The sequence below is a fragment of the Haloterrigena turkmenica DSM 5511 genome, from assembly GCF_000025325.1.
Classification (GTDB): domain Archaea; phylum Halobacteriota; class Halobacteria; order Halobacteriales; family Natrialbaceae; genus Haloterrigena; species Haloterrigena turkmenica.
This window is the reverse complement of record NC_013743.1, coordinates 3785465-3808029: the sequence shown is the minus strand read 5'-3', so window position 1 is coordinate 3808029 and position 22565 is coordinate 3785465. Positions and strand designations below refer to the sequence as shown.

The 22565-nt window shown below is 66.2% G+C and carries 22 protein-coding genes and 1 pseudogene; 10 read left to right on the top strand and 13 right to left on the bottom strand.

Annotation, left to right across the window (positions count from 1 at the left end; translation table 11 throughout):
* The 3 genes from HTUR_RS18210 to HTUR_RS18200 form a co-directional block, all read right to left on the bottom strand.
* Positions 1 to 1038, bottom strand: a complete 1038-nt coding sequence (locus HTUR_RS18210; RefSeq protein WP_012944802.1) for an ABC transporter permease — start codon at positions 1036 to 1038, stop codon at positions 1 to 3.
* Positions 1039 to 1040: 2 nt separating this feature from the next.
* Positions 1041 to 2042, bottom strand: coding sequence for an ABC transporter permease (locus HTUR_RS18205; RefSeq protein ID WP_012944801.1), 1002 nt, complete (start codon positions 2040 to 2042; stop codon positions 1041 to 1043).
* A 99-nt stretch (positions 2043 to 2141) separates the two neighbouring features.
* Complete coding sequence (locus HTUR_RS18200) at positions 2142 to 3722, bottom strand: ABC transporter substrate-binding protein (RefSeq protein ID WP_012944800.1); 1581 nt, start codon at positions 3720 to 3722, stop codon at positions 2142 to 2144.
* A 344-nt stretch (positions 3723 to 4066) separates the two neighbouring features.
* Here HTUR_RS18200 and HTUR_RS18195 point away from each other — a divergent pair, with 344 nt between their 5' ends.
* Both HTUR_RS18195 and HTUR_RS18190 read left to right on the top strand, forming a co-directional pair.
* Positions 4067 to 4486, top strand: coding sequence for a PPC domain-containing DNA-binding protein (locus HTUR_RS18195; protein WP_012944799.1), 420 nt, complete (start codon positions 4067 to 4069; stop codon positions 4484 to 4486).
* Between the two features lies 1 nt (position 4487).
* Entirely contained in the window at positions 4488 to 8156 is a 3669-nt protein-coding gene (locus tag HTUR_RS18190; protein WP_012944798.1) for a DNA polymerase II large subunit, read from the top strand.
* A 245-nt stretch (positions 8157 to 8401) separates the two neighbouring features.
* On the opposite strand, the gene HTUR_RS18185 is transcribed toward HTUR_RS18190, so the two are convergent.
* Positions 8402 to 9310: an alpha/beta fold hydrolase gene (locus tag HTUR_RS18185; RefSeq protein ID WP_012944797.1), complete on the bottom strand. Its 909-nt coding sequence runs from the start codon at positions 9308 to 9310 to the stop codon at positions 8402 to 8404.
* A gap of 446 nt (positions 9311 to 9756) precedes the next feature.
* On the opposite strand from HTUR_RS18185, the gene HTUR_RS18180 reads away from it, so the two are divergent.
* The 4 genes and pseudogenes from HTUR_RS18180 to HTUR_RS18165 all read left to right on the top strand — a co-directional run bounded on the left by HTUR_RS18180 (position 9757) and on the right by HTUR_RS18165 (position 11664).
* Complete coding sequence (locus tag HTUR_RS18180) at positions 9757 to 10095, top strand: DUF7130 family rubredoxin-like protein (RefSeq protein WP_012944796.1); 339 nt, start codon at positions 9757 to 9759, stop codon at positions 10093 to 10095.
* Between the two features lie 110 nt (positions 10096 to 10205).
* Positions 10206 to 10477: pseudogene (locus HTUR_RS18175) on the top strand (DUF7130 family rubredoxin-like protein).
* 51 nt (positions 10478 to 10528) lie between these two features.
* Entirely contained in the window at positions 10529 to 11437 is a 909-nt protein-coding gene (locus HTUR_RS18170) for a ketopantoate reductase family protein (protein WP_012944795.1), read from the top strand.
* Between the two features lie 71 nt (positions 11438 to 11508).
* Positions 11509 to 11664: a rubrerythrin-like domain-containing protein gene (locus HTUR_RS18165; RefSeq protein ID WP_008893379.1), complete on the top strand. Its 156-nt coding sequence runs from the start codon at positions 11509 to 11511 to the stop codon at positions 11662 to 11664.
* Positions 11665 to 11862: 198 nt separating this feature from the next.
* Here the strand turns inward: HTUR_RS18165 and HTUR_RS18160 are convergent, their stop codons facing one another.
* Positions 11863 to 12234, bottom strand: a complete 372-nt coding sequence (locus tag HTUR_RS18160; RefSeq protein WP_012944794.1) for a NifU family protein — start codon at positions 12232 to 12234, stop codon at positions 11863 to 11865.
* Positions 12235 to 12337: 103 nt separating this feature from the next.
* Complete coding sequence (locus tag HTUR_RS18155; RefSeq protein ID WP_012944793.1) at positions 12338 to 12655, bottom strand: DUF5783 family protein; 318 nt, start codon at positions 12653 to 12655, stop codon at positions 12338 to 12340.
* A 172-nt stretch (positions 12656 to 12827) separates the two neighbouring features.
* Here HTUR_RS18155 and HTUR_RS18150 point away from each other — a divergent pair, with 172 nt between their 5' ends.
* A complete protein-coding gene (locus HTUR_RS18150; protein ID WP_049941800.1) occupies positions 12828 to 13220 on the top strand; it encodes a hypothetical protein in 393 nt (130 codons plus the stop codon).
* A 24-nt stretch (positions 13221 to 13244) separates the two neighbouring features.
* Here HTUR_RS18150 and HTUR_RS18145 read toward each other — a convergent pair whose 3' ends face one another.
* Together HTUR_RS18145 and HTUR_RS18140 are read right to left on the bottom strand one after the other, a co-directional pair.
* Positions 13245 to 14039, bottom strand: coding sequence for a DUF7260 family protein (locus tag HTUR_RS18145; protein WP_012944791.1), 795 nt, complete (start codon positions 14037 to 14039; stop codon positions 13245 to 13247).
* A complete protein-coding gene (locus HTUR_RS18140; protein ID WP_012944790.1) occupies positions 14036 to 14935 on the bottom strand; it encodes a DUF7551 domain-containing protein in 900 nt (299 codons plus the stop codon). The genes HTUR_RS18145 and HTUR_RS18140 overlap by 4 nt, the downstream gene beginning before the upstream one ends.
* A gap of 502 nt (positions 14936 to 15437) precedes the next feature.
* Between HTUR_RS18140 and HTUR_RS18135 the strand changes: the two genes are divergently transcribed.
* On the top strand, positions 15438 to 16187 hold the full coding sequence (locus HTUR_RS18135) for a CehA/McbA family metallohydrolase (RefSeq protein ID WP_012944789.1): 750 nt from the start codon (positions 15438 to 15440) through the stop codon (positions 16185 to 16187).
* A 45-nt stretch (positions 16188 to 16232) separates the two neighbouring features.
* Here HTUR_RS18135 and HTUR_RS18130 read toward each other — a convergent pair whose 3' ends face one another.
* The 5 genes from HTUR_RS18130 to hemC all read right to left on the bottom strand — a co-directional run bounded on the left by HTUR_RS18130 (position 16233) and on the right by hemC (position 21037).
* A complete protein-coding gene (locus tag HTUR_RS18130) occupies positions 16233 to 17735 on the bottom strand; it encodes a DHH family phosphoesterase (protein WP_012944788.1) in 1503 nt (500 codons plus the stop codon).
* Positions 17736 to 17815: 80 nt separating this feature from the next.
* Entirely contained in the window at positions 17816 to 18178 is a 363-nt protein-coding gene (locus tag HTUR_RS18125; RefSeq protein WP_012944787.1) for a hypothetical protein, read from the bottom strand.
* A 119-nt stretch (positions 18179 to 18297) separates the two neighbouring features.
* Positions 18298 to 19065, bottom strand: a complete 768-nt coding sequence (locus HTUR_RS18120; protein WP_012944786.1) for a uroporphyrinogen-III synthase — start codon at positions 19063 to 19065, stop codon at positions 18298 to 18300.
* Positions 19062 to 19880 carry a uroporphyrinogen-III C-methyltransferase gene (gene cobA / locus HTUR_RS18115; protein WP_012944785.1) on the bottom strand — a complete coding sequence of 273 codons (819 nt, stop codon included), beginning with the start codon at positions 19878 to 19880 and terminating at the stop codon, positions 19062 to 19064. Before cobA ends, HTUR_RS18120 begins: the two co-directional genes overlap by 4 nt.
* Positions 19881 to 19894: 14 nt before the next feature.
* Positions 19895 to 21037 carry a hydroxymethylbilane synthase gene (gene hemC / locus HTUR_RS18110; protein WP_012944784.1) on the bottom strand — a complete coding sequence of 381 codons (1143 nt, stop codon included), beginning with the start codon at positions 21035 to 21037 and terminating at the stop codon, positions 19895 to 19897.
* 170 nt (positions 21038 to 21207) lie between these two features.
* Here hemC and HTUR_RS18105 point away from each other — a divergent pair, with 170 nt between their 5' ends.
* Positions 21208 to 21573 carry a group I truncated hemoglobin gene (locus HTUR_RS18105; protein ID WP_012944783.1) on the top strand — a complete coding sequence of 122 codons (366 nt, stop codon included), beginning with the start codon at positions 21208 to 21210 and terminating at the stop codon, positions 21571 to 21573.
* Positions 21574 to 21642: 69 nt separating this feature from the next.
* Positions 21643 to 22461, top strand: a complete 819-nt coding sequence (gene pheA / locus HTUR_RS18100) for a prephenate dehydratase (RefSeq protein WP_012944782.1) — start codon at positions 21643 to 21645, stop codon at positions 22459 to 22461.
* The last annotated feature ends 104 nt before the right edge of the window (positions 22462 to 22565 follow it).

Below are 22565 nucleotides of genomic sequence, written 5' to 3'. Positions count from 1 at the left end.
TTAGTCGTTGATCCGCGGGTCGAGGGCGTCCTGTAAGCCGTCGCCGAACAGGTTGAAGCCCATGATGGTGATCATGATCGCCAGTCCCGGCCAGATCGAGAGCCAGATGTTCGAGTGCATGTGGTTGCTGTGGGCGACGTTGAGCATCTGTCCCCAGTCGGGAGTCGGCGGCTGTGCGCCGTACCCGAGGAAGGAGAGTCCGGCGACGATGAGGATCGTCACGCCGATCTGCAGCGTCGCGTACACCAGCACCGGCGCGAAGCTGTTCGGAACGACGTGCCGCATGATGACGTTCCGATCCTTCACGCCGGCCGCCTGGGCCGCCTCGATGTAGTCCATCTCGCGGATACTCAGGACCCGACTTCGGATGATGCGAGCGAAGACCGGGACGAACGCGATCCCGACGCCGAGCACCGCGTACCAGATGTTCGCACCGCCGACGAAGACGGTGAAGACGATGATGAGGATCAGCGGCGGGATCGCGTACACCGTCTCGACGATCCGCATCAGGACGTCGTCGACCCGGCCGCCGTAGTAGCCGGCGACCGCGCCGACGATCGTCCCGCCGGAGAGTCCGATGAACGTCGAGGCCAGACCGACGAACACCGAGACCTGCGTGCCGTAGACGATGCGGGTGAAGTAGTCCCGCCCAGCGGGATCGGTTCCGAGCGGATACTCGAGCGTGCCGCCTGCCGGTAAGGGGTTCCACGGCTGGTCGGCGAGCGGGAAGTACGGCGGCACGTTCTGCCGTCCCTCGCCCGGCGGCGGGATGTGCGTGGGGTGATCGAAGATCGGTAGCAACTGCGCGAACGTGTAGTCGGAGACCTGCCCGAACGTGAGCCGCGAGAGGTTGCTGTCGATCAGCGCGTATACCGCGACGACCAAGACGAACGTCACGATGTACAGCCCCCATCGGGCCGTCGTGTCCCGTCTGATTCGCGCGACGGTGTACCGCCAGCCGACGCGAGCTTCGACCTCGTCCTCCTCGTCCGATACCGAGTCGGTACCGCCTCCGAGTTGTGATTCGCCGACTGCCATGGTTAGTTTCTCTCACCGTAGGTGACTCGCGGGTCGATGTACGCGTACGAGATGTCCGTGATGATGACGCCGATCACGAACAGCGCGCCGAGCGTCATCGTGATCCCCATCACCAACTGATAGTCGTTCGACTGGATCGCGTCGATGAACAGCCGTCCCATCCCGTTGATGTCGAAGACCGTTTCGACCAGCACCGCGCCGCCGATCGCGGTCGAGAGGTTGAGACCGACGATTGTGATGATCGGGAGCTGTGCCGGCTGAAAGGCGTGCTTCCGCAGGACCGTCCGCTCGGGGACGCCGTACGCGCGAGCCAGCCTGACGTACTCGCCCTGCAGCGACTCGATCATCTGCGTGCGCTCGACGCGCATGATCGTCGCCATCTGCAGGGTTCCCAGCGCGATCATCGGAAGCAGCAGGTGCCGCAACGACTGATAGTACAGCTCAAGGTGGCCGTCGATCCACCGGTAGGCGCTCGGCGGTCGCCACGGGTAGACGAGCCCGCTCGAGGGAAGCCACCCGAGTTTGACCGCGAAGACGAGGATCAGGACGATCCCGATCCAGAACGACGGGGTACTGACGCCGACGAGCGCGACGATTCTCGAGACGTGATCGGTCGGTTCGTTACGTCTGTCGGCGGCGATAACGCCGAGCGGTATCGCCGTGACCAGCGCGAACGCGTACGCCGACAGCACCAGCAGGAGCGTCGGTCCGAGCCGATCCAGCATGAGGCCGGCGACCGGTCGCTGGTAGTGGATGCTCCGGCCGAGGTCACCCTGTACGAGGCCGGCCATATACGTCAGGTACCGTTCGTGCAGCGGTCTATCGAGTCCGTACCGCTGTTCGATCGATCGAACCAGTTCCTCGCTGTGTTCCTGTCCCTGCAGCATGAGGCTGACCGGATCGCCCGGTCCGAGGTTCGCGAGGAGGAACGTGATGACGGAGATCCCGATCAGGACGGGAATCGCCTGCAAGACTCTATGTATCGTGTACTTGAGCAGTTTCATGTGTTCGCGAGTCGGTCGGTCGTTTCGTGGCCCCCGGTCGGCCGCCTCCTGATCCGTGCGGAACCGTTCGGAACCGGGACGCGGCGTCGGGTCGCCAGATCACTCCATCGATACGTTCGTATACTCTGCGACGAGCGTCGGGTTCCGCGTCACTTCCGGGTGTGCCTGCAGGTCCTGGACGTAGTTGCGCGAGGCCATCGTGTTGTCCTGCGTGAACGCCGGGAGGGCAGGCAGTTGTTCGACGATCTCTCGGATGACGGGCTCGTAAATGTCGTAGCGCTCCTCCTGTCCAGCGGAGTTGCGTCCCTCGGCGATCGCCTCGTGGAACCCGTCGCTCCCGCCGTAGAAGTGGCCCTGATTCGTTCCCGCCTGACTCTCGTGGAACAGCGGGTAGAGGTAGTAGTCCGGATCGGGACCGCCGGTCCAGCCCAGCAGGTACATCTGGTAGTCGTCGGCGCTTCCGCTGGTGTAGGTGTCGACCAGCGTCGCGAAGTCCAGTACCTGTACGTCCGCACCGTACCCGATCTCGTCCAACCGAGTCGCGATCCGTTCGGCTAACTGGGCGCGGATTCCCTCCGGCGTGATGATCGTCGGCGTGAAGCCGTCGGGCGCGTGTTCGTCGAGTAGCGACTGCGCCTCCTCGGGGTCGTACGACGGCAACAGTTCCTGATACTCGTCCTCGGGGAAGCCCCAGACCTCATTGACGACGGGCGGGATCGGACTGTACATCGGCGACGCCACGTTCGCGGCGTTCGACTCGATGAAGTCCGACATCGAGAACGAGTGGGCGATCGCTCGCCGCACTTCGGGACTCGTTGTCGGCCCCTCGTTACAATTAAACGCCATGTACATGAACGTCGGACTCTCCGCCGAATGAAGAGTGACGTTCTCCTCGTTCTCGAGGACGCTCCAGTCCTCGTTGGGCACGCCGGCGATGGCGTCGGTGTTCCCCGACCGGATGTCGGAGACGCGACCCGCGTTGTCGTCGTGAGCTTCGAAGCGGACCCGCTGGAGGTTCGGCTCGAGGTCGTCCCAGTAGTCGTCGTTGCGTTCGATCTCGACGTACTCGTTCTCTTGGAGTTCGGCGAAGGTGAACGGTCCCGAGCCGATCGGATTCGTGTTGAACGCCTCGCGGTCCTCGGTTCGAGCGCTCTCTGGGACCACCGTCACGCCCATCGTCGCGAGTTCGAACGGGCCGTACGGATCCTCCCCGAGGTCGACCTGGAGCTGATAGTCGTCGATGACCTCGGTGCTCTCGATCATGTCGTACTCCGAGGCGTTCTCCGTCTCCTCCTCGACCGGCGCGGTAAAGGAGTGCGCGACATCTCCGGCGGTCACTTCGTTTCCGTTGTGGAACGTGGCACCCTCTACGATCTCGAAGATGTACCGCGTGCCGTCGCGCTCGACGGTCGGCTCGCCCGTCGCGAGTTTCGGCTGGAGCTCGAGTCCTTCGCTGTACTCGTAGAGCCCGTCGAAGACGAGCTGAATCACCTGAAAGCTGTACGCGTCGTTCGAGACGACGGGATCGAACTGCTCCTCTCGCGACTGCTCTTGCGTGAAGCGGAAGGCTTTCCCGTCGCCGCCACCGCCGCCGCCGATGCACCCTGCGATGACTGACGCGGAAATCGCGGCCCCCGAAGCGAGGAGGTGCCGCCGCGTCGTTGACTGGTTCACCACCATCTTGGTTGGTGATACCAATCGATCTATTTTGGTATCAACCGTCTAACGAATGCAAATCAGTTGTTACTGATCCCTAATGGACTAGTACTAGATCCTGTTAGTCTCGTTTTCGCACGTTATTGCATTATACTGTACATTAATGGCGATATTCTTCTTCATCGATATTGACAAAAACACTATAATATCTCTGAATGTATCGTTTATTTATATCAACGCGCCCCTCGATATGCGCGCGGACGTCGGACGCGACCTCCCTCTACCACGGTATCGCGCCGGCCGAGGCGGACCGTCGTCCGCGCGCCAACCCGTGGTCTTTTTCTTCCGGCCGAACACAGCACATTGGTATGAACTATCGAGCCGTCGAAACCACGGGCGAGTACGTCGCCCGCCTCGAGCACGGCGCCGACTGGCGGGCCGAGATCGAGTCGCTCGCCGAGGAGGTCGAGGCCGACGCGGCCTGGTTTACCGCCCTCGGCGCGGTCCGGGACGCGGAACTCTGGTTTTACGATCAAGCGGAGTGCGAGTACTACCCGATCGAGTTCGACGAACCGCTCGAGGTCGCCAGCTGCGTCGGCAACGTCTCGTGGCTGGATGACGACCGATTCGCACACACCCACGCCGTCCTCTCGGACGACGAGGGGACGACGTATTCCGGCCACCTGAACGAGGCGACCGTCTGGGCCGGCGAGGTCTACATGCGCGTCTTCGAGGAGCCCCTCGAGCGCGAGTACGACGAGACCACCGAACTGGACCTGTGGCTCTGACATGCGCGAGGCAGACGAACGCTACTTCGAGCGGCTCGAGTCCCAGTTAGACGAGGCCTTCGACGTCGCCGAACGAGCCAAGGAGCGCGGCGCGGACCCGAAACCCGAGGTCGAGATTCCGACCGCGCGGGACATGGCCGACCGCGTCGAGAACATCCTCGGGATCGACGGCGTCGCCGAGCGCGTCCGCGAACTCGAGGGGGAGATGAGCCGCGAGGAGGCCGCCCTCGAACTCGCAGAGGACTTCGCCGAGGGCCGGGTCGGCGACTACGAGTCCAAGGCCGGGAAGGTCGAGGGCGCGGTCCGCACCGCGGTCGCCCTGCTGACCGAGGGGGTCGTCGCGGCGCCCATCGAGGGGATCGACAAGGTCGAGATCTTAGAGAACGACGACGGGACGGAGTTCGTCAACGTCTACTACGCCGGCCCGATCCGCTCGGCGGGCGGCACGGCGCAGGCCCTCTCGGTGCTCGTCGCCGACTACACCCGCGCCCTCGTGGGGATCGAGCAGTTCAGCGCCCGCGACGAGGAGATCGAGCGCTACGCCGAGGAGATCGCCCTCTACGACAAGGAGACCGGTCTCCAGTACACGCCCAAGGACAAGGAGACGAAGTTCATCGCCAAGCACATGCCGATCATGTTGGACGGCGAGGCCACCGGCGACGAGGAGGTCTCGGGCTTTCGCGACTTGGAGCGGGTCGACACCAACAGCGCCCGCGGCGGGATGTGTCTGGTCATGGCCGAGGGGATCGCGCTCAAGGCGCCGAAGATCCAGCGCTACACCCGCAACCTGGACGAGATCGACTGGCCGTGGCTCCAGGACCTGATCGATGGCACCTACTACGACGACGCGGCCGACGAAGGGGACGGCGAGGACGACGCCGACGAGGATGAGGCTGCCGACGAGAGCGAGGGCGAGGACCCCGCGGACGGCGACGACGCCGACGAACCGCAGGGTCCCCCGCGCGTCGAGGAGTCCACGAAGTTCCTCCGGGACCTGATCGCCGGCCGCCCCGTCTTCTCTCACCCCTGCGCGGAGGGCGGGTTCCGACTGCGCTACGGTCGCGCGCGCAACCACGGCTTCGCGACCGCCGGCGTCCACCCCGCCGCGATGCATCTGGTCGACGACTTCCTCGCGACCGGGACCCAAATCAAGACCGAACGCCCCGGCAAGGCGGCGGGGGTCGTCCCCGTCGACTCCATCGAGGGGCCGACGGTCAAACTCGCCAACGGTGACGTCCGCCGGATCGACGACCCCGAGGACGCCCTCGAGATCAGAAACGGCGTCGAGAAGATTCTGGACCTGGGCGAGTACCTCGTCAACTACGGCGAGTTCGTCGAGAACAACCACCCGCTCGCGCCCGCCTCCTACACCTACGAGTGGTGGGTCCAGGACTTAGCGGCCGCCGGCGCCGACGTCCAGGCCCTCGAGGACGACCCCCGAATCGACCTCGAGTTCCCCGAGCCCGAGGAAGCCCTCGAGTGGGCCGTCGAGTACGACGCGCCGCTCCACCCCGAGTACACCTACCTCTGGCACGACATTTCGGTCGACGCCTTCTGTGACCTCGCGGCGGCGGTCGCCGAGGGACGGATCGAGCAGGACGGCGACGGCAGCGTGAACGGCAACGGGGACGACAGCATCCTCGTCCTCGCATACGCCGACGTCGTCGCCGACGCCCTCGAGACGATTGTCATCGAGCACCGCCAGCGCCCCGACGCGGACCGCATCGAAATCGACGACTGGCGGCCGTTCGTCCGCACCGTCGGCTGCGAACCGCGGCGAGCCGTCGCCGACGGCGCCGCCTTAGATCTCGACGCCGACCGTGACGGAGGGGAGGAGGAACCGAGCATCGAACTCGAGCGCACGTGGTCCGCGGACGACCTCTCGGAGCGGGCCCGCAACTGGGGCCGCGAGGACGAACCCGACGGCGCCAACGCCATCGAGGCTGTCAACGAAGTCGCACCGTTTCAGGTGCGCGAGCGCGCCCCCACGCGGATCGGCAACCGGATGGGACGCCCGGAGAAGTCAGAGAGCCGCGACCTCAGCCCGCCCGTGCACACGCTGTTCCCGATCGGCGAGGCCGGCGGCGCACAGCGCAACGTCGCCGACGCCGCCAAGCACGCCGAGACGATGTCCGACACGCCGGGCGTCGTCGAACTCCAAGTCGGCCGCCAGCGCTGTCCCGACTGCGCGACGGAGACGTTCAAGAACCGCTGTCCGGACTGCGACGCGCGGACCGAACCCGACTACCGCTGTCCCGACTGCGACGAGTCCCTCGAGCCCGACGACGCCGGCCGCGTCGAGTGCGACCGCTGTGAACGCGAGGGAACCTGCGTCGAGAACCGCGAGGTCGACGTCAACGACGAGTTCCGCTCGGCCCTCGAGTCGGTCGGGGAACGCGAGAACGCCTTCGACATCCTGAAAGGCGTCAAGGGGTTGACCTCGTCGAACAAGATCCCCGAACCCATCGAGAAGGGGATCCTGCGCGCGAAACACGACGTCTCGGCGTTCAAGGATGGCACCGTCCGCTACGACATGACCGACCTCCCGGTCACGTCCGTCCGCGCCAGCGAACTCGACGTCGACGTCGGCCAGCTACAGGCGCTGGGATACGAGGAGGATATCCACGGCGAGCCGCTGACCCACGAGGACCAGCTCGTGGAGCTGAAAGTACAGGATATCGTCCTCTCGGACGGCGCCGCCGAGCACATGCTCCAGACCGCCGACTTCATCGACGATCTCTTGGAGCAGTACTACGGCCTCGAGCCGTTCTACGAGTTCGAGGATCGGCAGGAACTGGTCGGAGAGCTGGTGTTCGGGATGGCACCCCACACGAGCGCGGCAACTGTCGGGAGAGTTATCGGTTTCACGAGCGCGGCAGTCGGATACGCTCATCCGTACTTTCACGCCGCGAAACGGCGCAACTGCGACGGTGACGAAGATTGCGTGATGCTGCTACTCGACGGACTTCTCAACTTCAGTAAGTCTTTCCTGCCCGACCAGCGCGGGGGGAAGATGGACGCCCCGCTCGTCATGTCCTCCCGCATCGACCCCTCGGAGATCGACGACGAGGCCCACAACATGGACGTCGTCTCGCAGTATCCCCGCGAGTTCTACCTCGCGACCCGCGAGCAGGCCGATCCCGAGGAGGTCGACGTCCAGATCGCCGAGGAGAACCTCGGCACCGACCTCGAATACACCGGCTTCGAACACACCCACGACACCACCGACATCGCGATGGGGCCCGACCTCTCGGCGTACAAGACGTTGGGCTCGATGATGGACAAGATGGACGCCCAGCTCGAGCTCTCGCGGAAACTCGAGGCCGTCGACGAGACTGACGTCGCCGAGCGGGTCATCGAGTACCACTTCCTGCCGGACCTGATCGGGAACCTGCGGGCCTTCTCCCGACAGGAGACCCGCTGTCTCGACTGCGGCGAGAAGTTCCGCCGAATGCCCCTGACCGGCGACTGCCGCGAATGCGGCGGCCGCGTCAACCTCACCGTCCACAAGGGCTCGGTCAACAAGTACATGCAGACCGCGATCAAGGTCGCCGACGAGTACGATTGTCGCGACTACACGAAACAGCGGTTAGAGGTGCTCGAGCGCTCGCTCGAGAGCATCTTCGAGAACGACAAGAACAAGCAGAGTGGGATTGAAGACTTCATGTGAAACAACCTTTTGCTCTGCGTGCGGTCGCTCCGCGACCGCACTCGGCAAAACGTTGATGAAAAGCACTCCGCCCTCCGTTCTCTCACTCCTTTCAGTCGTTCGTTCACATCGGTCGTCGGCCCGCTCGAGAGCGCCTGCGGCGCTCTCTCGCGGTCGTAACGGATGAACGCCTGCCCTCCCCCGGATCGCACGGCTCTCGCGTTGCTCGAGCCGTGCTTCCGGCCATCGAAATTAGTCGACCGTAATCAATCGCCGACGCGAGTGATCCCGGGCATCTCGGCCAGCGGATACTCGGGTGTCGGCGCACAGCGGCGGTCCGGAAGCCAGTTTCGGAGGCTCTCGTTGAACCGCTCGGGGCGCTCTCGAGGCGCCCAGTGACCGCAGTTTTCGATCACGTCCAGCTCGGCCTCCGGAATCAGTTCCGCCGCTCGCACCGACCACTCGAGGGGAACGAGTGGGTCCTCCTCGCCGTGGATCAGCAGCGTCGGGACGGATAGCGACTCGAGGTCGTCGACGAAGTTCGTCGCGACGCGGCCGTCGTACGAGAGTTCGTTCCCCTGAAATTCCTTGAAGGCCTGGATCGAGCCGGGCTCCATCAGCTTCGCCCGGGCGTCGTCGACGAATTCGTCGGAGAGGCCGCCCGAATCGGCGACGAGACTGTCGAGGACCAGCCTGACGCTATCGGTGGTGGCCCCGGCGGCGATCTTGCCGAACTCCGTCATCCCGGGTACCCGCGACAGCAGTTTCCACGGGAGGGCGTTAGGAAGCCGCCCGCCCAGCCCGTAGCTATCCACGAGCGCCAACTGCTCGATCCGGTCGGGTCGCTCGAGCGCGTAGCCCAGCGCCGCGCCCCCGCCCATCGAGATTCCGACCAACGAGACCCGCTCGTAGGGGAGCGACTCGAGAAAGCCGGCGAGGACGTCGACGTAGGTCTCGATCGTGTGGGTGACCGAGCCGGTGCTGCGGCCGTACTCAGGCCAGTCGATCGCGTAGACGCGGTAGTCCTCGGAGAGGGCGTCGATGGCGTGGCGCCACGACACCGTCGCGTCGTCGATCCCGGCGCCGTGACAGAGGACGACGGGCGGGCCGCTCGTCCCCGCGCGCCGGTAGGCGATTCGACAGTCACCGACCGTTGCGACGCCGGTCCCCGTCATGATTCCCTCGCGCTACCGCCGGCGTGACTCGGAGACGGGACGACGGCCGGACAGCGCTCGAGCTGACGACCGAACGCGGACGTCTGAAACAACACACCCACCGAAAGCGCTCGATCGTTGTCGACCTTTTCCCTTGCAATGGTCGGTACTGCTCTCACCCCCGTGCCGTCGGTACCACACCGGCCGGCCGATCGCCGACCGTCGGGCAACTCTACTGTGCGGGAGGTTATCATACGATAGCTATCTAGATAGGGAGTGTATATTGTTTTCTATTGCCAGGGCTAACCCCTTCCACTGGTTTCCGTATCCCTGTCTCTGGTTTACAGTTTGTAATAGCCGATCGGCGAGCAGCACGATCGGCTGTTTCCGGCCGGGAACGGGCCTCGAGCGGTCGCTTGCACAATGCACGCTGTGACTTTATTCACGTTGCCGGCGTTCGTTCGCCCATGGTCAAAACTGGGGAGACTCCGGCGAAAGAAGGCGAGCAAGAGGCCGTCGAGGAGGTCATGGACCTCAATCTCGGGCAGGTCGTCTACGACGAGGACGGGAACGAACTCGGGAAAGTTCGGGGCTTCGAACAGAGCGGCTTCTTCGTCACCACGCGCGAGGGCGCCGAGGCGATGAGCGTCGAACACGCCCGCTCGGGTCACGAGTTCGGCGAGGCCGAACTCATGTGGCGCTGCATGGAGTGTGGCGAAATGGGTGACATCGACAAGGGACTTCCCGACGAGTGCCCGAACTGCGGCACCGAGCGGGAGAACCTGATGTACTGGACCGAGGACTGAACCGCGTCGGTCGGCCGTCCGAGGCCTATTCTATATCGCGAATTAGGGTTCATCACCTCGCGCGGCGTAGATTCGACCGGTGAGACACCACGGCCGAGAATCAGTCGCGACTGGGGTTCGGAGCGACGGTTTACACCGAAAACGGTGAGACGATCGGACGGGTCCGCGGGTTCGACGAGAACGGGCTCTACGTCACCTCGCGTGACGGGATCGAAGGAATGAGCGTCGAACACGTCCCTCGGGTCAGCAGTTCGGCGAGGCCGAACTCGTGTGGCGCTGCTGGGAGTGTGGCGAAACGGGCCGGATCGACCGCGACATCCCGGACGAGTGTCCGTCCTGTGGTACCGAGCGCGAGAACCGCTACTACTGGACCGAGGACTGAGCGGGCCCGCAGACGACAACCGTTTTCAGCCCGCTCGTTCCACCTCGAGCCATGGAGATCGTCGTCTTCGGGGCCGGAAGCCTCGGCAGTCTCGTCGGCGGGCTGCTCGCCCGCGAACACGACGTGACGCTCGTCGCCCGCGAGGCCCACGCTCGTGCCGTCCGCGAGTCGGGATTGACGCTCGAGGGGGAGGCGGCCGGCTTCCCGTTCACCGTGTCCCCGGCGGCGACAACCGACGGAACGGGACTCGAGGCGGAGCTGGCCGTCGTGACGGTCAAATCGTTCGACACCGCGGCCGCCGCCGACGCGCTCGCGACGGGGTCGTTCGACGTCGTCTGCTCCCTGCAAAACGGCATGGGAAACGAGGAGACGCTCGCCGCGCGGCTCGAGGCCCCGATACTCGCGGCAACGGCGACCTACGGCGCGATTTTGCGCGAGCCGGGCGTCGTTGCGTGTACCGGCGTCGGCGAGGTCGTACTGGGGGCTCGAGACGGCGGCCCCGCGGCCGCCGCGGATCGAGTTGGCGAGGCGTTCGCGACCGCGGGGATCGAGACGACCGTCGCCGACGATATGCCCTGCCGCCTCTGGGAGAAACTCGCCGTTAACGCCGGGATCAACCCCGTCACGGCGCTGGCTCGGACCGAAAACGGGGCCGTCCTCGAGGCCGACGCGACCGACCTCTCCCGCGCCGCCGCCCGCGAGACGGCCCGGGTCGCACGGGCCTGTGACGTCGGGCTCTCGAACCGCGAAGCGCTCGCCGCACTCGAGTCAGTCGCGAGCGAGACGGCCGCGAACACGTCTTCAATGCACCAGGACGTCCGCGCAGAGCGGCGCACCGAGATCGACGCCATCAACGGCTACGTGGTCGATCGGGCAGCCGAACGGGGGCTCGAGGTGCCGACGAACCGGGCCCTGACCTCGCTGGTCAGGACGTGGGAACGAGAACTCGAGCTGCGCTGACCGTCGTCGCGGCTACTCGCCTTCGATACTCTTGCACGGAATATATGATCGTGGACCGAGAAGTGCGTCGTATGCCCCACGACCAGGACGTCGAAGGCGAGAACGACCCCGAATCGGCGTCGACATACGAGTGTCTCGAGTGTGGAACCGTCGTCGAAGCGAACACCCATCCCGGTGTGTGTGAATGCGGCGGCGAGTTTCAGAACCGGGCGAAATCGCTCGAGTAGCGCCGATCGGGGTCGCTACATTCTTCGTTTTGCGCCGCCCGAAGTCGGCGCGGCATCCGTTTATCGCGGCTCCTACAGCGGTGCCGCTGAGCGCTTCTCGGCTCCACAGCGGACTCCGGCGAAAGGGAGCTGAACCACTGCCTCTCGGCGGATGAAATAGCGAAAAACTCGGTTGGAACTACACGGGACGACCGGCGGCTAGAACGGTGCTTCCGGCCCTTCGTCGGCGTCGCCGTCGTCGTCGACGGTTTCGCCGGGGAACGACGGGCTCATGCCGTCGCCACCGCCCATGTCGGCCTCGCCGCCGTCCATCCCGGTGTGGGCGTTGACCGTCTCGATTTCGGGGATCTCCTTGACCATCCGGCTCTTGATCGCCTGGATCGTCATCGGCGAGATGCCACAGCCGCTGCAGGCGCCGCCGAGGGCGATGCTGACTTCGCCGCTCTCGCGGTCGATGTCCTGAATCGCTGCGCTGCCGCCATGCATCTGGATCTGCGGGAAGTTGCGGCGGAGGAAGTTCGCGACGCGGTCTTCGAGGTCGTCCCCGTCGTTCTGGGATTCCGTGCTCATGGACCACCCTTGGATGTGGGTGCCCCTAAACCTTCCGTCCTACCCGTTCGGCTGCCGACGCTCGCGACGCCCGAATCGCGGTCCTCGAGTCGCCTGGTCCGGATCAGGCGAACCCGAAAACTCGCTGCAGTTCGGTCTCGATCTCCTCGACGTGGCGCTCGAGGACCTCCTCGAATCGATCCCGCTCGACCAGCACGCCCGTGAGTCGATCGTAGGGGTCGTCGGGGAGCTCGATGCGGAACTCGCCGTCGCCCTCGTAGAAGGGTTCGCTCTCGTTTAGCACCTGCTGGTCGATCGCGTGGACCAGTTCCGAGTCGTACTGATCGTTCATTCGATTGAACGCGTTCTTGTACGCCTGCTGGAGCTCCGGGAAGTAGTTGGCGTACTTGTCTTCGAATTTCTCGGGATCGAAGTCGGCCATACCCGGAGGGACGGAGAGCGGAGACAAAAGTCGGACGATCGGTCGGCCGCTGGCGGTTCGCAGCTGTCACTCGCGAAAGAATGACAAGGCGCTGACCCAGTAGCGGATGCGGTATACGAACGATGCGTACGCAAGCGGAACCGACACTCCCGTGCCCGGTTCAGGGAGGGACATGCCTCCCGATCAGCCCCCCATCCCATGCGAGGCATTACCACCGGGATGGGGACCCATCGACTGCTGTGACGGCCGGTTCGAGTACCGTTACAGCCAGCCGCCGCTCGAGCTCATCGCGGACCGAACGGCCGCCGATCGCTCGCACCCCGGACTCGGGCTCTGTCGGTGTTGGGAACTGCGATACCGGTACTTCCTCACTGACCAGACGATCACCGAGGTGATCGGCCGCGTCTCGACCCGTCGGGCCGCCATCAGCGGGGCCCTCACGTGTATGGAACGGATCCACGAAACCATCTCGGCGGCTGACGATCCGCTCGAGGTTCGAGACGTTCTCGAGAGCGTTTCCCTTCCGGATTTCGTCCCAGACGGCCTCTCGAAGTCGTCGTCGTAGTCCGCGCCGCCAGCGGACGATCACTTAAACGCGCCGCGCCAGATGCGCTCGAACCGTCCGCTGACAGTCGCCGCAGATCCCGTACAGCCGCGTCGCGGTCGATAGCAGCGGGTACTGAACGGAGAGATCCGCGTAGATCGCCGCGACGAGCCCCCGGTAGTCGGCGGTCCCACGGGGGTTCGTCTCCCCGGAGAACTGCCGCTGCCGATCGTCGATCAGCGTCTCGAGACGGTCCCGATGGGCCTCGAGGCAGCCGTGCTTCTCGTGTAGGTCGTCGAACCCGCACTGGAGCAGCGATTCGTCGGCCGTCGTTCGCAGCCACGCGACGATCTCGTCGATTTCGTCGATCGCCTCCTCGAGCGTCCGTCGCTCGCGCTGCAGCGTCTCCTCGAGCAGCACCGTCTTCCGGCGCTGGGTCTCGATTTCCTCGAGAACGGCCCGTTTGAGCGCCGGCGTCCAATCGGCTTCAGCGGCCAGCGAGACCGCGATCTCCTCCGAAAGCTCGGCCGCCATCGTCTTGCCGAGCGAGTCGTCGTCGGCCGCGATGGTGTGCGGCTCGACGGTGTCGACGAACGCCTCTCTAACGGTCGCACAGCGATCGTCGGGCGGCTTCGGGGTCGCGGCCGCCGATCCGACCGCCGTCGCCATCGCCTTCGGCGTCGCTGGCACGGCGACGGCCGCTTGCGCGGGTCCTGACGCCGTCGGCACGTCCCGCACCTGTCGTGCGAACGTCTCGAGGGCTGAGGCGCGGTCGGCGACGTCGGCCCGTTCGTCCTCGAGACACGCCACCGCACGGTGGACGACCGTCGAGTCCGTCATGACTCGTCCTCCCTGAGACAGACGAGGCCGCCCGCCGCCTCGACGTCGCTGGTCACGACGAGTTCCCAGTCGCCCTCGCCCAGTGCGGTCACGTCGGTCACGCTCAGCGCCGCGGTCACCTCGGACGCCCGGCGCAGGATGTCGATCCCGATCGGCAGCGTCGGAAATCGCCGGCCGTCGCAGTCGATGGCGTACCCGCGCAGCGAGACGCTCCAGGCGTCGGTCCCCGTCCGCGGCTCGCGCGCGACGTCGTACGCTCGCACCAGCGACAGCGAGTCCAGATGCGCCAGACTCGCCTCGATGGGATCGGTCGCCGACGGAACCGGTGGGAGGTTCGCCGCCGCGGTCCGCAGCAGCCGCGTCCGTTCATCGACGGTCAGATGTCGCTCGAGTTCGGCCGCCATCGCCTCGAGTAACACCAGACAGAGCGTGTTCCGGTCGGTCGTGGCCTCGGCCGCGGCCAGATAGGTCTCCATGATCGCCGTCTCGGCCTCGTCGTGATTGCTCTCCGAGAGGGCCTCGAACACGGCGCCGGAAACGTCGTGACAGAAACTGATCAGCGGATCGTCGGCCTCGCCGCCGTGATCGACGGGCTGCGGGGAGATTGGGCCCGTGTCTTCGCTAGGGTCGTCGGGCCCGTCGCCGACGTGTAGCGGCTGTTCCTGCCGGACGATTGGGTCATAGTAGGGCAACTGCGGATCGTACCGTCTGAGCGCTGCCCGGTACTGTTCGGTCACTCGAGCCGCGTCGGCCGCGGCCGTGCGGGTCGCGAACCGGTGGCCGGCGACGGGGACGGGCCGCTCGCCGGAGCGAGCGCAGACGACGTAGTAGTCGCCGTCGTCGCTGGCCAGCCGTTCGATCTCGTGGCGAATCTCTCTGAGTGTCGTTCCGACCATGGTTTCCTCCAGTCTCTCGGCGGACAGCAGGGCGGTCGCGCGGCGCCACGACCCGTCAGGAGCGGAATCGTCGTCGCGCCGAGTCACGGTAGCGGGGACCGCCGTTCGTTCTTTAGGCCTACCTAAAACAACATAAGTCCACCGAACTTTAGGGTGGCCTAATCCTCTCGAGGCGAGTCGATCTCGATCGGCGTCGTCTGCTGCCGCGGATCGCACACTGATCGTCGGAAACGAGCGATTGCCCGCCTCCACCGGTCCTGACTCCTCTCGGCGGGTCGGATTTTCTGCGTCGTTCGACCGACTGCCCCCGTTTCGACGCCTCGTCGTTCTCTTCGGTCGCTTCGCTGGAGTCGTCGATCGGTCCGTCACGGGGCGGTTCTCGTCACTATAAATCTGATAATGCTATATTGAATCTGGGTATCGATCGACCCTCGAGCGGCAACACAGCGTTTATGCGGACCTGCGCGGTACTGGCCGTAGCGTCCCCCGCCCTGATCCCGCTATGACGACTCAGATTCCGCTCGCGATCGATTTTCACGTTCACTCCGACGACTCCTACGATGGACACGAACCGATCGAACTCATCCTCGAGCAGGCCGCCGACATCGGACTCGACGGGGTCGTTATCACCGACCACGACGAGATCGGCGAGTCGCTCCGCGCGGCCGAACTCGCGCCGGAGTACGGCCTGATCGGCATTCCCGGCGTCGAGGTGTCAACCCGCCACGGCCACCTGCTGGCGATCGGCGTCGAGGAACGGCCCGATCCCGGCCAGCCCTTCACGGAAACCGTCGCGGCCGTCCGCGACCTCGGCGGCATCGCGATCGTCCCCCACCCGTTCCAGCGCAGCCGCCACGGCGTTCGCAAGCGTCGCATCGAGGATGTCGACGCGATCGAGACCTACAACTCCATGGTCTTTACCGGCTACCGCAACCGACGCGCTCGGACGTTCGCCCGTCGCCACGAGTATCCCCAGATCGGCGCCAGCGACGCCCACTACCTGCCTAACGTCGGTAAGGCCTACACCGAAATCCTCGTCTCGCCCGACGCTGCCACCGGGGCCGACATCGACGGCGACGAGCTCGTCGCGGCCATCCTCGAGGGTCGGACCCAGATCCGCGGCAAGCGGACGCCGATTCGAAAGAGCTCGGTCCAGTACGCCAAGGGCGCGGTCCGGAAGGGGTCGTATCTGCTGACCTCCCGGGCGCCGCTGGTGCCGACGGTGCCGGCCTCGATGGACCGGTCGACCTGAGTTCGCCGCGGGCTGTGACTCGAGTCGGCTACCGTTCGACTTTCGTCAGGAGAGTTGCTCGCCGACGATTTCGTCGGCGCGTTCGATGAACGCGTCTTCTTTTCCTTTGGGTACCGTCGCGCCAGCGGCGACGTTGTGTCCGCCGCCGTCGCCGCCGACGGCCCGCGAGGCCTCGCCCATGACCGTAGAGAGGTCCAGTCCCTGCCGGACGAGGGTGTGGGTGCCACGCGAGGAGACCTTGACCTCCTGGCCGTTCTCGGCGGCGTCACCCTCCGCGCTCTTCTCCGCGAACGCGAGAATCGGCTTCGAGCGGCTGATCCCCTCGTTGCCCATCGCCATGCCGGCGACGATGCCGACGATGGTCTCGCGGATCTCATCGCCCGCGTGGAACCACTGGAGATGGTCCTCGTGGGTGACGCCCTCGCGCGTGACGAGGTCGATCCCCTCCGAGAGGTTGCGCCGGTGGTTGCGCAGCAGTTTCCGGGCGCGCTCGAGCGCTCCGTCGCGGTCCCCGAGACAGACCCCGAGGCCGACGTCGGCGCGCTCGTAGCGGGCAGTCGCGTTCAGCAGCGTCGAGAACTCGCTGGCGTCCCGGAGCTCCGTGCCGACCGGCTCTTCGGGGAGGACGTACGCCGTACTCACGAGCTGGTCGATCTTCGTCGCGGGGACGCCTGTCGAGACGGCCCGCTTGACGAGCGCGCTGGCGACGGTCTGCTTTTCGTCGTTGGTCAGTCCCGACCAGCGGCGCCACTCGCCGTCGCGTTTCAACTCGAGGTCGAGACCGTCCAGAAACCGGAGCGCGCCGTTCTCGTCGTTCGAGATGCCGGGAATGTGGACGTCGGTAGCGTACTCGAGCAGCTTCGGCAGCGGCCGGGTCTGTTTCCCGTAGAGCGCCAGATCCTTGCCGGTCTCGAGGACGCCGGCCTCGACGCCTTCCGCGACGATCTTCTCGTTAGCGCCGTGGAGTTCCCCGCCGGAGGCCTGCATGTCGCCGACGGCGCCGACGACCGCGAGGGCGGCCAGATCGCGGTTATCGGCGCGGACGTCGGTCGCGCCCGAGGCGGTGACCATTCCCCCATCGGAACACAGTTCCGCCGACCGGTCCGCGGTGTCCGCGAGCGCTCGCGCGAGGACGTAACTCGCGCCGGCGCCGGAGAGTTCGGAGGCGCCGTCGATCCCGAACAGCAGGGGGTTCAGGTGGAACTCGGTGTCGCGGTCGGCGGGCTGGTGGTGGTCGGCGATGACGGGAGTGAAGGCGCCCGCGTCCTCATGTTCGCCGATGATCTCCAGCTGGCCGCTCCCGAAGTCGGTAAAGAGGACGGTGTCGTAGTCGGTCGCCGCGATGTCGGCGATGGCGTCCTGGTCGAGTTGTTTCTCGAAAACCGTCTCGAAGGGTATCGCCGCGCGCTCTAAGGCCTGTGCGGCGATCGCGGCGCTGGTGAGTCCGTCGGCGTCGATGTGGGAGGCCAGCAGGACGCGATCGGCATCGAGGAGACGGTCGGCGCAGGCGGCGGCGCGATCGGCGAGTTCGGGAACCGGATCGGTCATCGGTACATCGGTCGATGATGGGGCGGCATTCGGGATAAACCTCCGGTCATCCGTCGGCGGTCGGCGTCACCGTTGGCGTCTCACCACAGCCCAAGTAGCTCCGGCAGTGGTTCGCGGTACATGAGCAGGAGCACGTTGTTCGCCGCGAACAGGACGTACAGTCCGACGACGATGGCGACGAACCGGATATCCATCGGGTCCGAGAGGACGTGGCCGATCAGTATCACGACCGCGGCGTAGCACGCCGCGGCGAGCAGGACCCCGGGGAGTCCGAACAGCTGATAGAAGAAGACGGTGACGGGATTGAGCTCGCTCGCGTAGGGGACGAGAAAGAACAGGGTTGCGGCGACCGCATCGATCCCCCAGAATACGAGAAACGTGAGGCGCACGCCGATCGAACCCGGCGGGTCGAGTCGCTTTCCGAGGGACGATTGTACTGACACAGTAGTCGAAACATGGGGTCCATCAGGAGTAGGGATTATCCTTGCTAACGCGGGTTGTGACGGTCCTGCACGGCTTTTCTGCAGTCGCGATCTGCCCGACGGCGTCGAGTCGCGAGCCGTTACTCGCGACCGGGTCGGACGGCCGCGACCGTCTCCCGCGCGAGCGCGTCGAACGTGGCTTCCTTGGGCACGACGTCGACGTCGATTCCCCGCTCGGCGGCGGTCTCGGCCGTCGGCTCGCCGATGACGCCGACGGTGGCCGCGGCGAGCCCCTCGAGCGCCGCGTCCCGAACCCCTCGGTCGGCCGCGGCCTCGAGGAAGTGGTCGACGGTCAGCGACGAGGTGAAGCAGACGGCGTCGAGGTCGCCCTCGGCGGCCAACGCGGCCGACTTGCCGCTGCCGTCGGGACGGACCAGCCGGTAGAGGATCGTCTCGTGGACGTACGCGCCCGCGTCCTCGAAGCCGTCGAGCAGGACCGCGCTGCCGTGGTCGCTGCGGGCGACCTCGATGCGGGCGCCCGCGACGCGGTCTTCCAGGGCGGCGACGAGGCCGCTCGAGGTGAACTTCTCGGGGACGAGATCGACCGCGTACCCCTCCGCGCGGAGCGCGTCGGCCGTCGCGGGGCCGATGGCACAGACGGTCTGATCGCCGGGCTCCCAGCCCGCTTCAGAGACGAGTTCCGCGCCGGTCTTGCTCGTGAAGACGACGTAGTCGGCGTCGGTCCGCGGGGTCGCGCCGGTCGCCTCGACGGCCAGCATCGGGTCCGGAACCGGCTCGGCGCCGAGTTCGGAGAGCAGGGCCGCGGCCGACTCGAGGCGCTCGTCGTCGGGGCGGAAGACGGCGACGGTGGGTCTGTCGGTCGCCTCGGACGGTTCTGCTTCGCTCATCGGTCGCCTCCGGTGGCCTCTTCGTCGGCGCCGACCGCGCCGTAATCGTTCTCCAGAAAGTCGACGACCGACTCGCGGGTGCCGGCGACGTCGCCGATCACCGTCACCGCGGGGGGTTCGATCCCGACCTCATCTCGGGCGTCGACGATGGTCTCGAGGGTCCCCGTCGCGACCTGCTGGTCGGGCCAGGTGCCCCGTTCGACGAGGGCGACGGGCGTCTCGGGGGCCATCCCGGCCTCGAGCAGCGCCTTCGTGTAGTCGGGCAGGCGGCCGACGCCCATCAGGACGACGATGGTGCCGCCCGTCGCCGCGAGGGCCTCCCAGTCGACCGCCGACTCCGCCTTGGTCGGGTCCTCGTGGCCCGTGACGAACGACACCGAAGAGGCGTGATCGCGGTGGGTGACCGGGATGCCGGCGACCGCGGGTGCGGCGATGGCCGAGGTGACCGCGGGGACGACCTCGAAGGGAACGTCGTGGGCCGCGAGGTACTCGGCCTCCTCGCCGCCGCGGCCGAAGACGAAGGAGTCGCCGCCCTTCAGGCGGACGACGGTTTTGCCCTCGCGGGCGAGTTCGACCAGTCGCTCGTTGATCTCCGACTGGGGCGTGCGGTCGCCGTGAGCGCGCTTCCCGACGTCCTCGCGGCGGTCCTCGGGCAGGAGATCGATGATCTCCGGACCCGGCAGTTTGTCGTGGAGGACGACATCGCTTTCCTCGAGCAATCGCTTGGCCTTGACGGTCAGCAGATCGGGGTCGCCGGGGCCGCTACCGACGAGGTAGACGGTGCCCGGTTCGGCGTCGATGGTAGTGCCTGACATTCGTTATCGGCTAGCTATTTCCCCTCGGGCTTATCTTCCTCGGCGACGCTCTCTCCCTCGTCGCTCTCGGCGTCCTCGCGGGCGGCCTCGATGAGTTCGGCCGCGCCGCGGTCCGCGAGATCGCGAGCGAACTCGCGGGCGGCCTCGGCGTGGGCCTCGACCGGCAGGTCGCGGCTCCCCTCGACGGACTCCTCGCCGTCGCGGTCGAAGACGTTGACCGTGGCGTGGACGTACTCGCCTTGGACGACCGCGTAGATGCCGACCGGCGCGATACAGCCGCCGCCGAGTTCGGCGAGAATCGTCCGCTCGACGGTCGTCTCGACGCGGCTCCGCGGGAAGTCGATCGCCGACTGGATGTCGCGTGCCGTCTCGCCGTCGCGGGCGGTCACCGCGAGCGCCCCCTGTCCCGGCGCGGGAACGAACGTCCCCGTCGGGAGCTCCCGATAGTCGACGGAGTGGGCGAGGCCGCTGCGCTCGAGTCCCGACTGCGCGAGGACGATCGCGTCGTACTCGGTTTCGACCTCGCGCTCCATCGCCTGTCGCTCGAGTTCCGAGAGGTCGTCGAACCACTCGTCGACGGTGCGGTCGTATTCCGGTTCGTAGTCGTCGTCGCCGGCGTTCCCCTTGCGCTCCTTGTCGGCCTCCGAACGCTCCTGGTGTTCTTCCTGCAGCGACGGCGCCAGCAGCTTCTCGAGGCGCGTGTCCACGTTCCCGCGCAGGGGCTCGACCTCGAGATCCGGGCGCTCCGAGAGGAGCTGAGCCCGCCGGCGGAGACTCGAGGTGCCGACGGTCGCCCCGTCCGGAAGCTCCTCAAGGGTCGAGCCGTCAGGCGTGATGAGGACGTCTCCCGGCGGCCCGCGCTCGGGCACCGCCGCCGTGACGAGGTCCTGTGGCTGTTCGGTCGGCATGTCCTTCATCGAGTGGACGGCGCCGTCGAGGTCGCCCTCGAGGACGCGCTCGTCGAGTTCGCGGACGAACGCGCCCGTCTTCCCCAGTCGATGAATCAGTTCGTCCCTGATCTGGTCGCCCGTCGTCTCGACGGTGACCAGTTCCACCTCGTAGCGCCGGTCCTCTAAAGCCTCCTTGACCAGTGAAGCCTGTCGCCGGGCGAGTGTGGATCCCCGAGTCGCCAGTCGCAGCGTCCCGCGCGTTCTCATGGGAGAACAGTCGGCGCCTGGGGTATGAAAAGCGCACGCTTGTCGGGCGACGATCGGTGAACGTCGTCCGCGCGAGAAGTTGTATGGTATTTGTGACCAGGCAACATGAATTTTCGCGCGAACATATTCGAGAGACCATTTAACTTTCCGTCATTCGTAGGGCCGGTCGGATGAGCGAAACTCTGTACGAACGACTCGGCGGACAGGACGCGATCGGTGCGGTCGTCGACCAGTTCTACGAACGCGTAGTGGAGGACGAACAGGTCGCCCACTACTTCGAGGACGTCGACATGCAGAAACAGCGGGCCCACCAGACCCAGTTCATCAGCGCGGTCGCGGGCGGCCCCGTCGACTACTCGGGCGAGAACATGGAGGCCGCACACGACGACCTCGGGATCACGAGACCCGACTTCTACGTCATCGTCGAGCACCTCGACGCGACGCTCCGGGAGTTCGACGTCGACCCCGACGACCGCGAGGCCGTCCTGGACGCGATCGCCGAGTACGAAGGCGACATCGTCACGGCGACGGCCTGAGTCGCCGCCGCTGACAGCGCTCGAGACGGACCCGAGGCCTTTTGATCCCATCCCCGCTATCACCAGCCGATGGTCGCAGTTACGCTGGGTCCCGAAGGAACCTACTCGCACCGGGCGGCGACGGCGGTCGCGGACGGCAACGAGATCGACTTCCGACAGTCGGTGACGGCGATCGTCGACGCCGTCGCCGGCGGCGAGTACGATCGCGGCGTGATCCCGATCGAGAACAGCATCGAGGGCTCGGTCACGGAGAGCTTGGACGCGCTCGCGGAGTACGACGTCGCCGTCGTCCGCGAGATCGTCACCCCGATCCGCCACGCGCTGCTCGCCCAGGGGCCGGAGTTCGACACCATCGCCAGCCACTCCCAGGCGCTGGCGCAGTGTCGTACCTACCTCGAGCGCGAGTATCCCGACGCCACCCTCGAGGCGGTCGCCAGCACCGCCCAGGGCGTCGAGTTCGCCCGCGAGGATCCCTCCGTCGCGGGGATCGGGCATCCGGCCAACGCCGACGACGAACCGACCCTCGAGGTGCTCGCCGAGGACATTCAGGACCAGGACTCGAACGCGACCCGATTCTTCGCGCTGGCGCCCGCCGAGGAGCGCTCGAAGGGCGGCGGCAAGAGTTCGCTCGTCGTCTACCCCAACGCGAACTACCCCGGTCTCCTGCTCGAACTCCTCGAGCCGTTCGCCGATCGGGACATCAACCTCACGCGAGTCGAGTCCCGCCCCAGCGGGCAGCGACTCGGCGATTACATGTTCCACGTCGACTTCGAGGCCGGCCTCTACGAGGCCCGGACGAAGGAGGCGATCGAGGATCTCGAGGAACTGGCCGAGAACGGCTGGGTCCGTCGACTGGGCTCGTACGACACCGAACACGTCGTCGAGTAGTCGTCCGCCGTCGAGACTCCGTTTTACAGTCTGTCGAGGCGAATTCTCCGGGGCTTGACTCCGAGGCGGTTCACTATCGGCGTTCGCTACCGGACGACACTCGA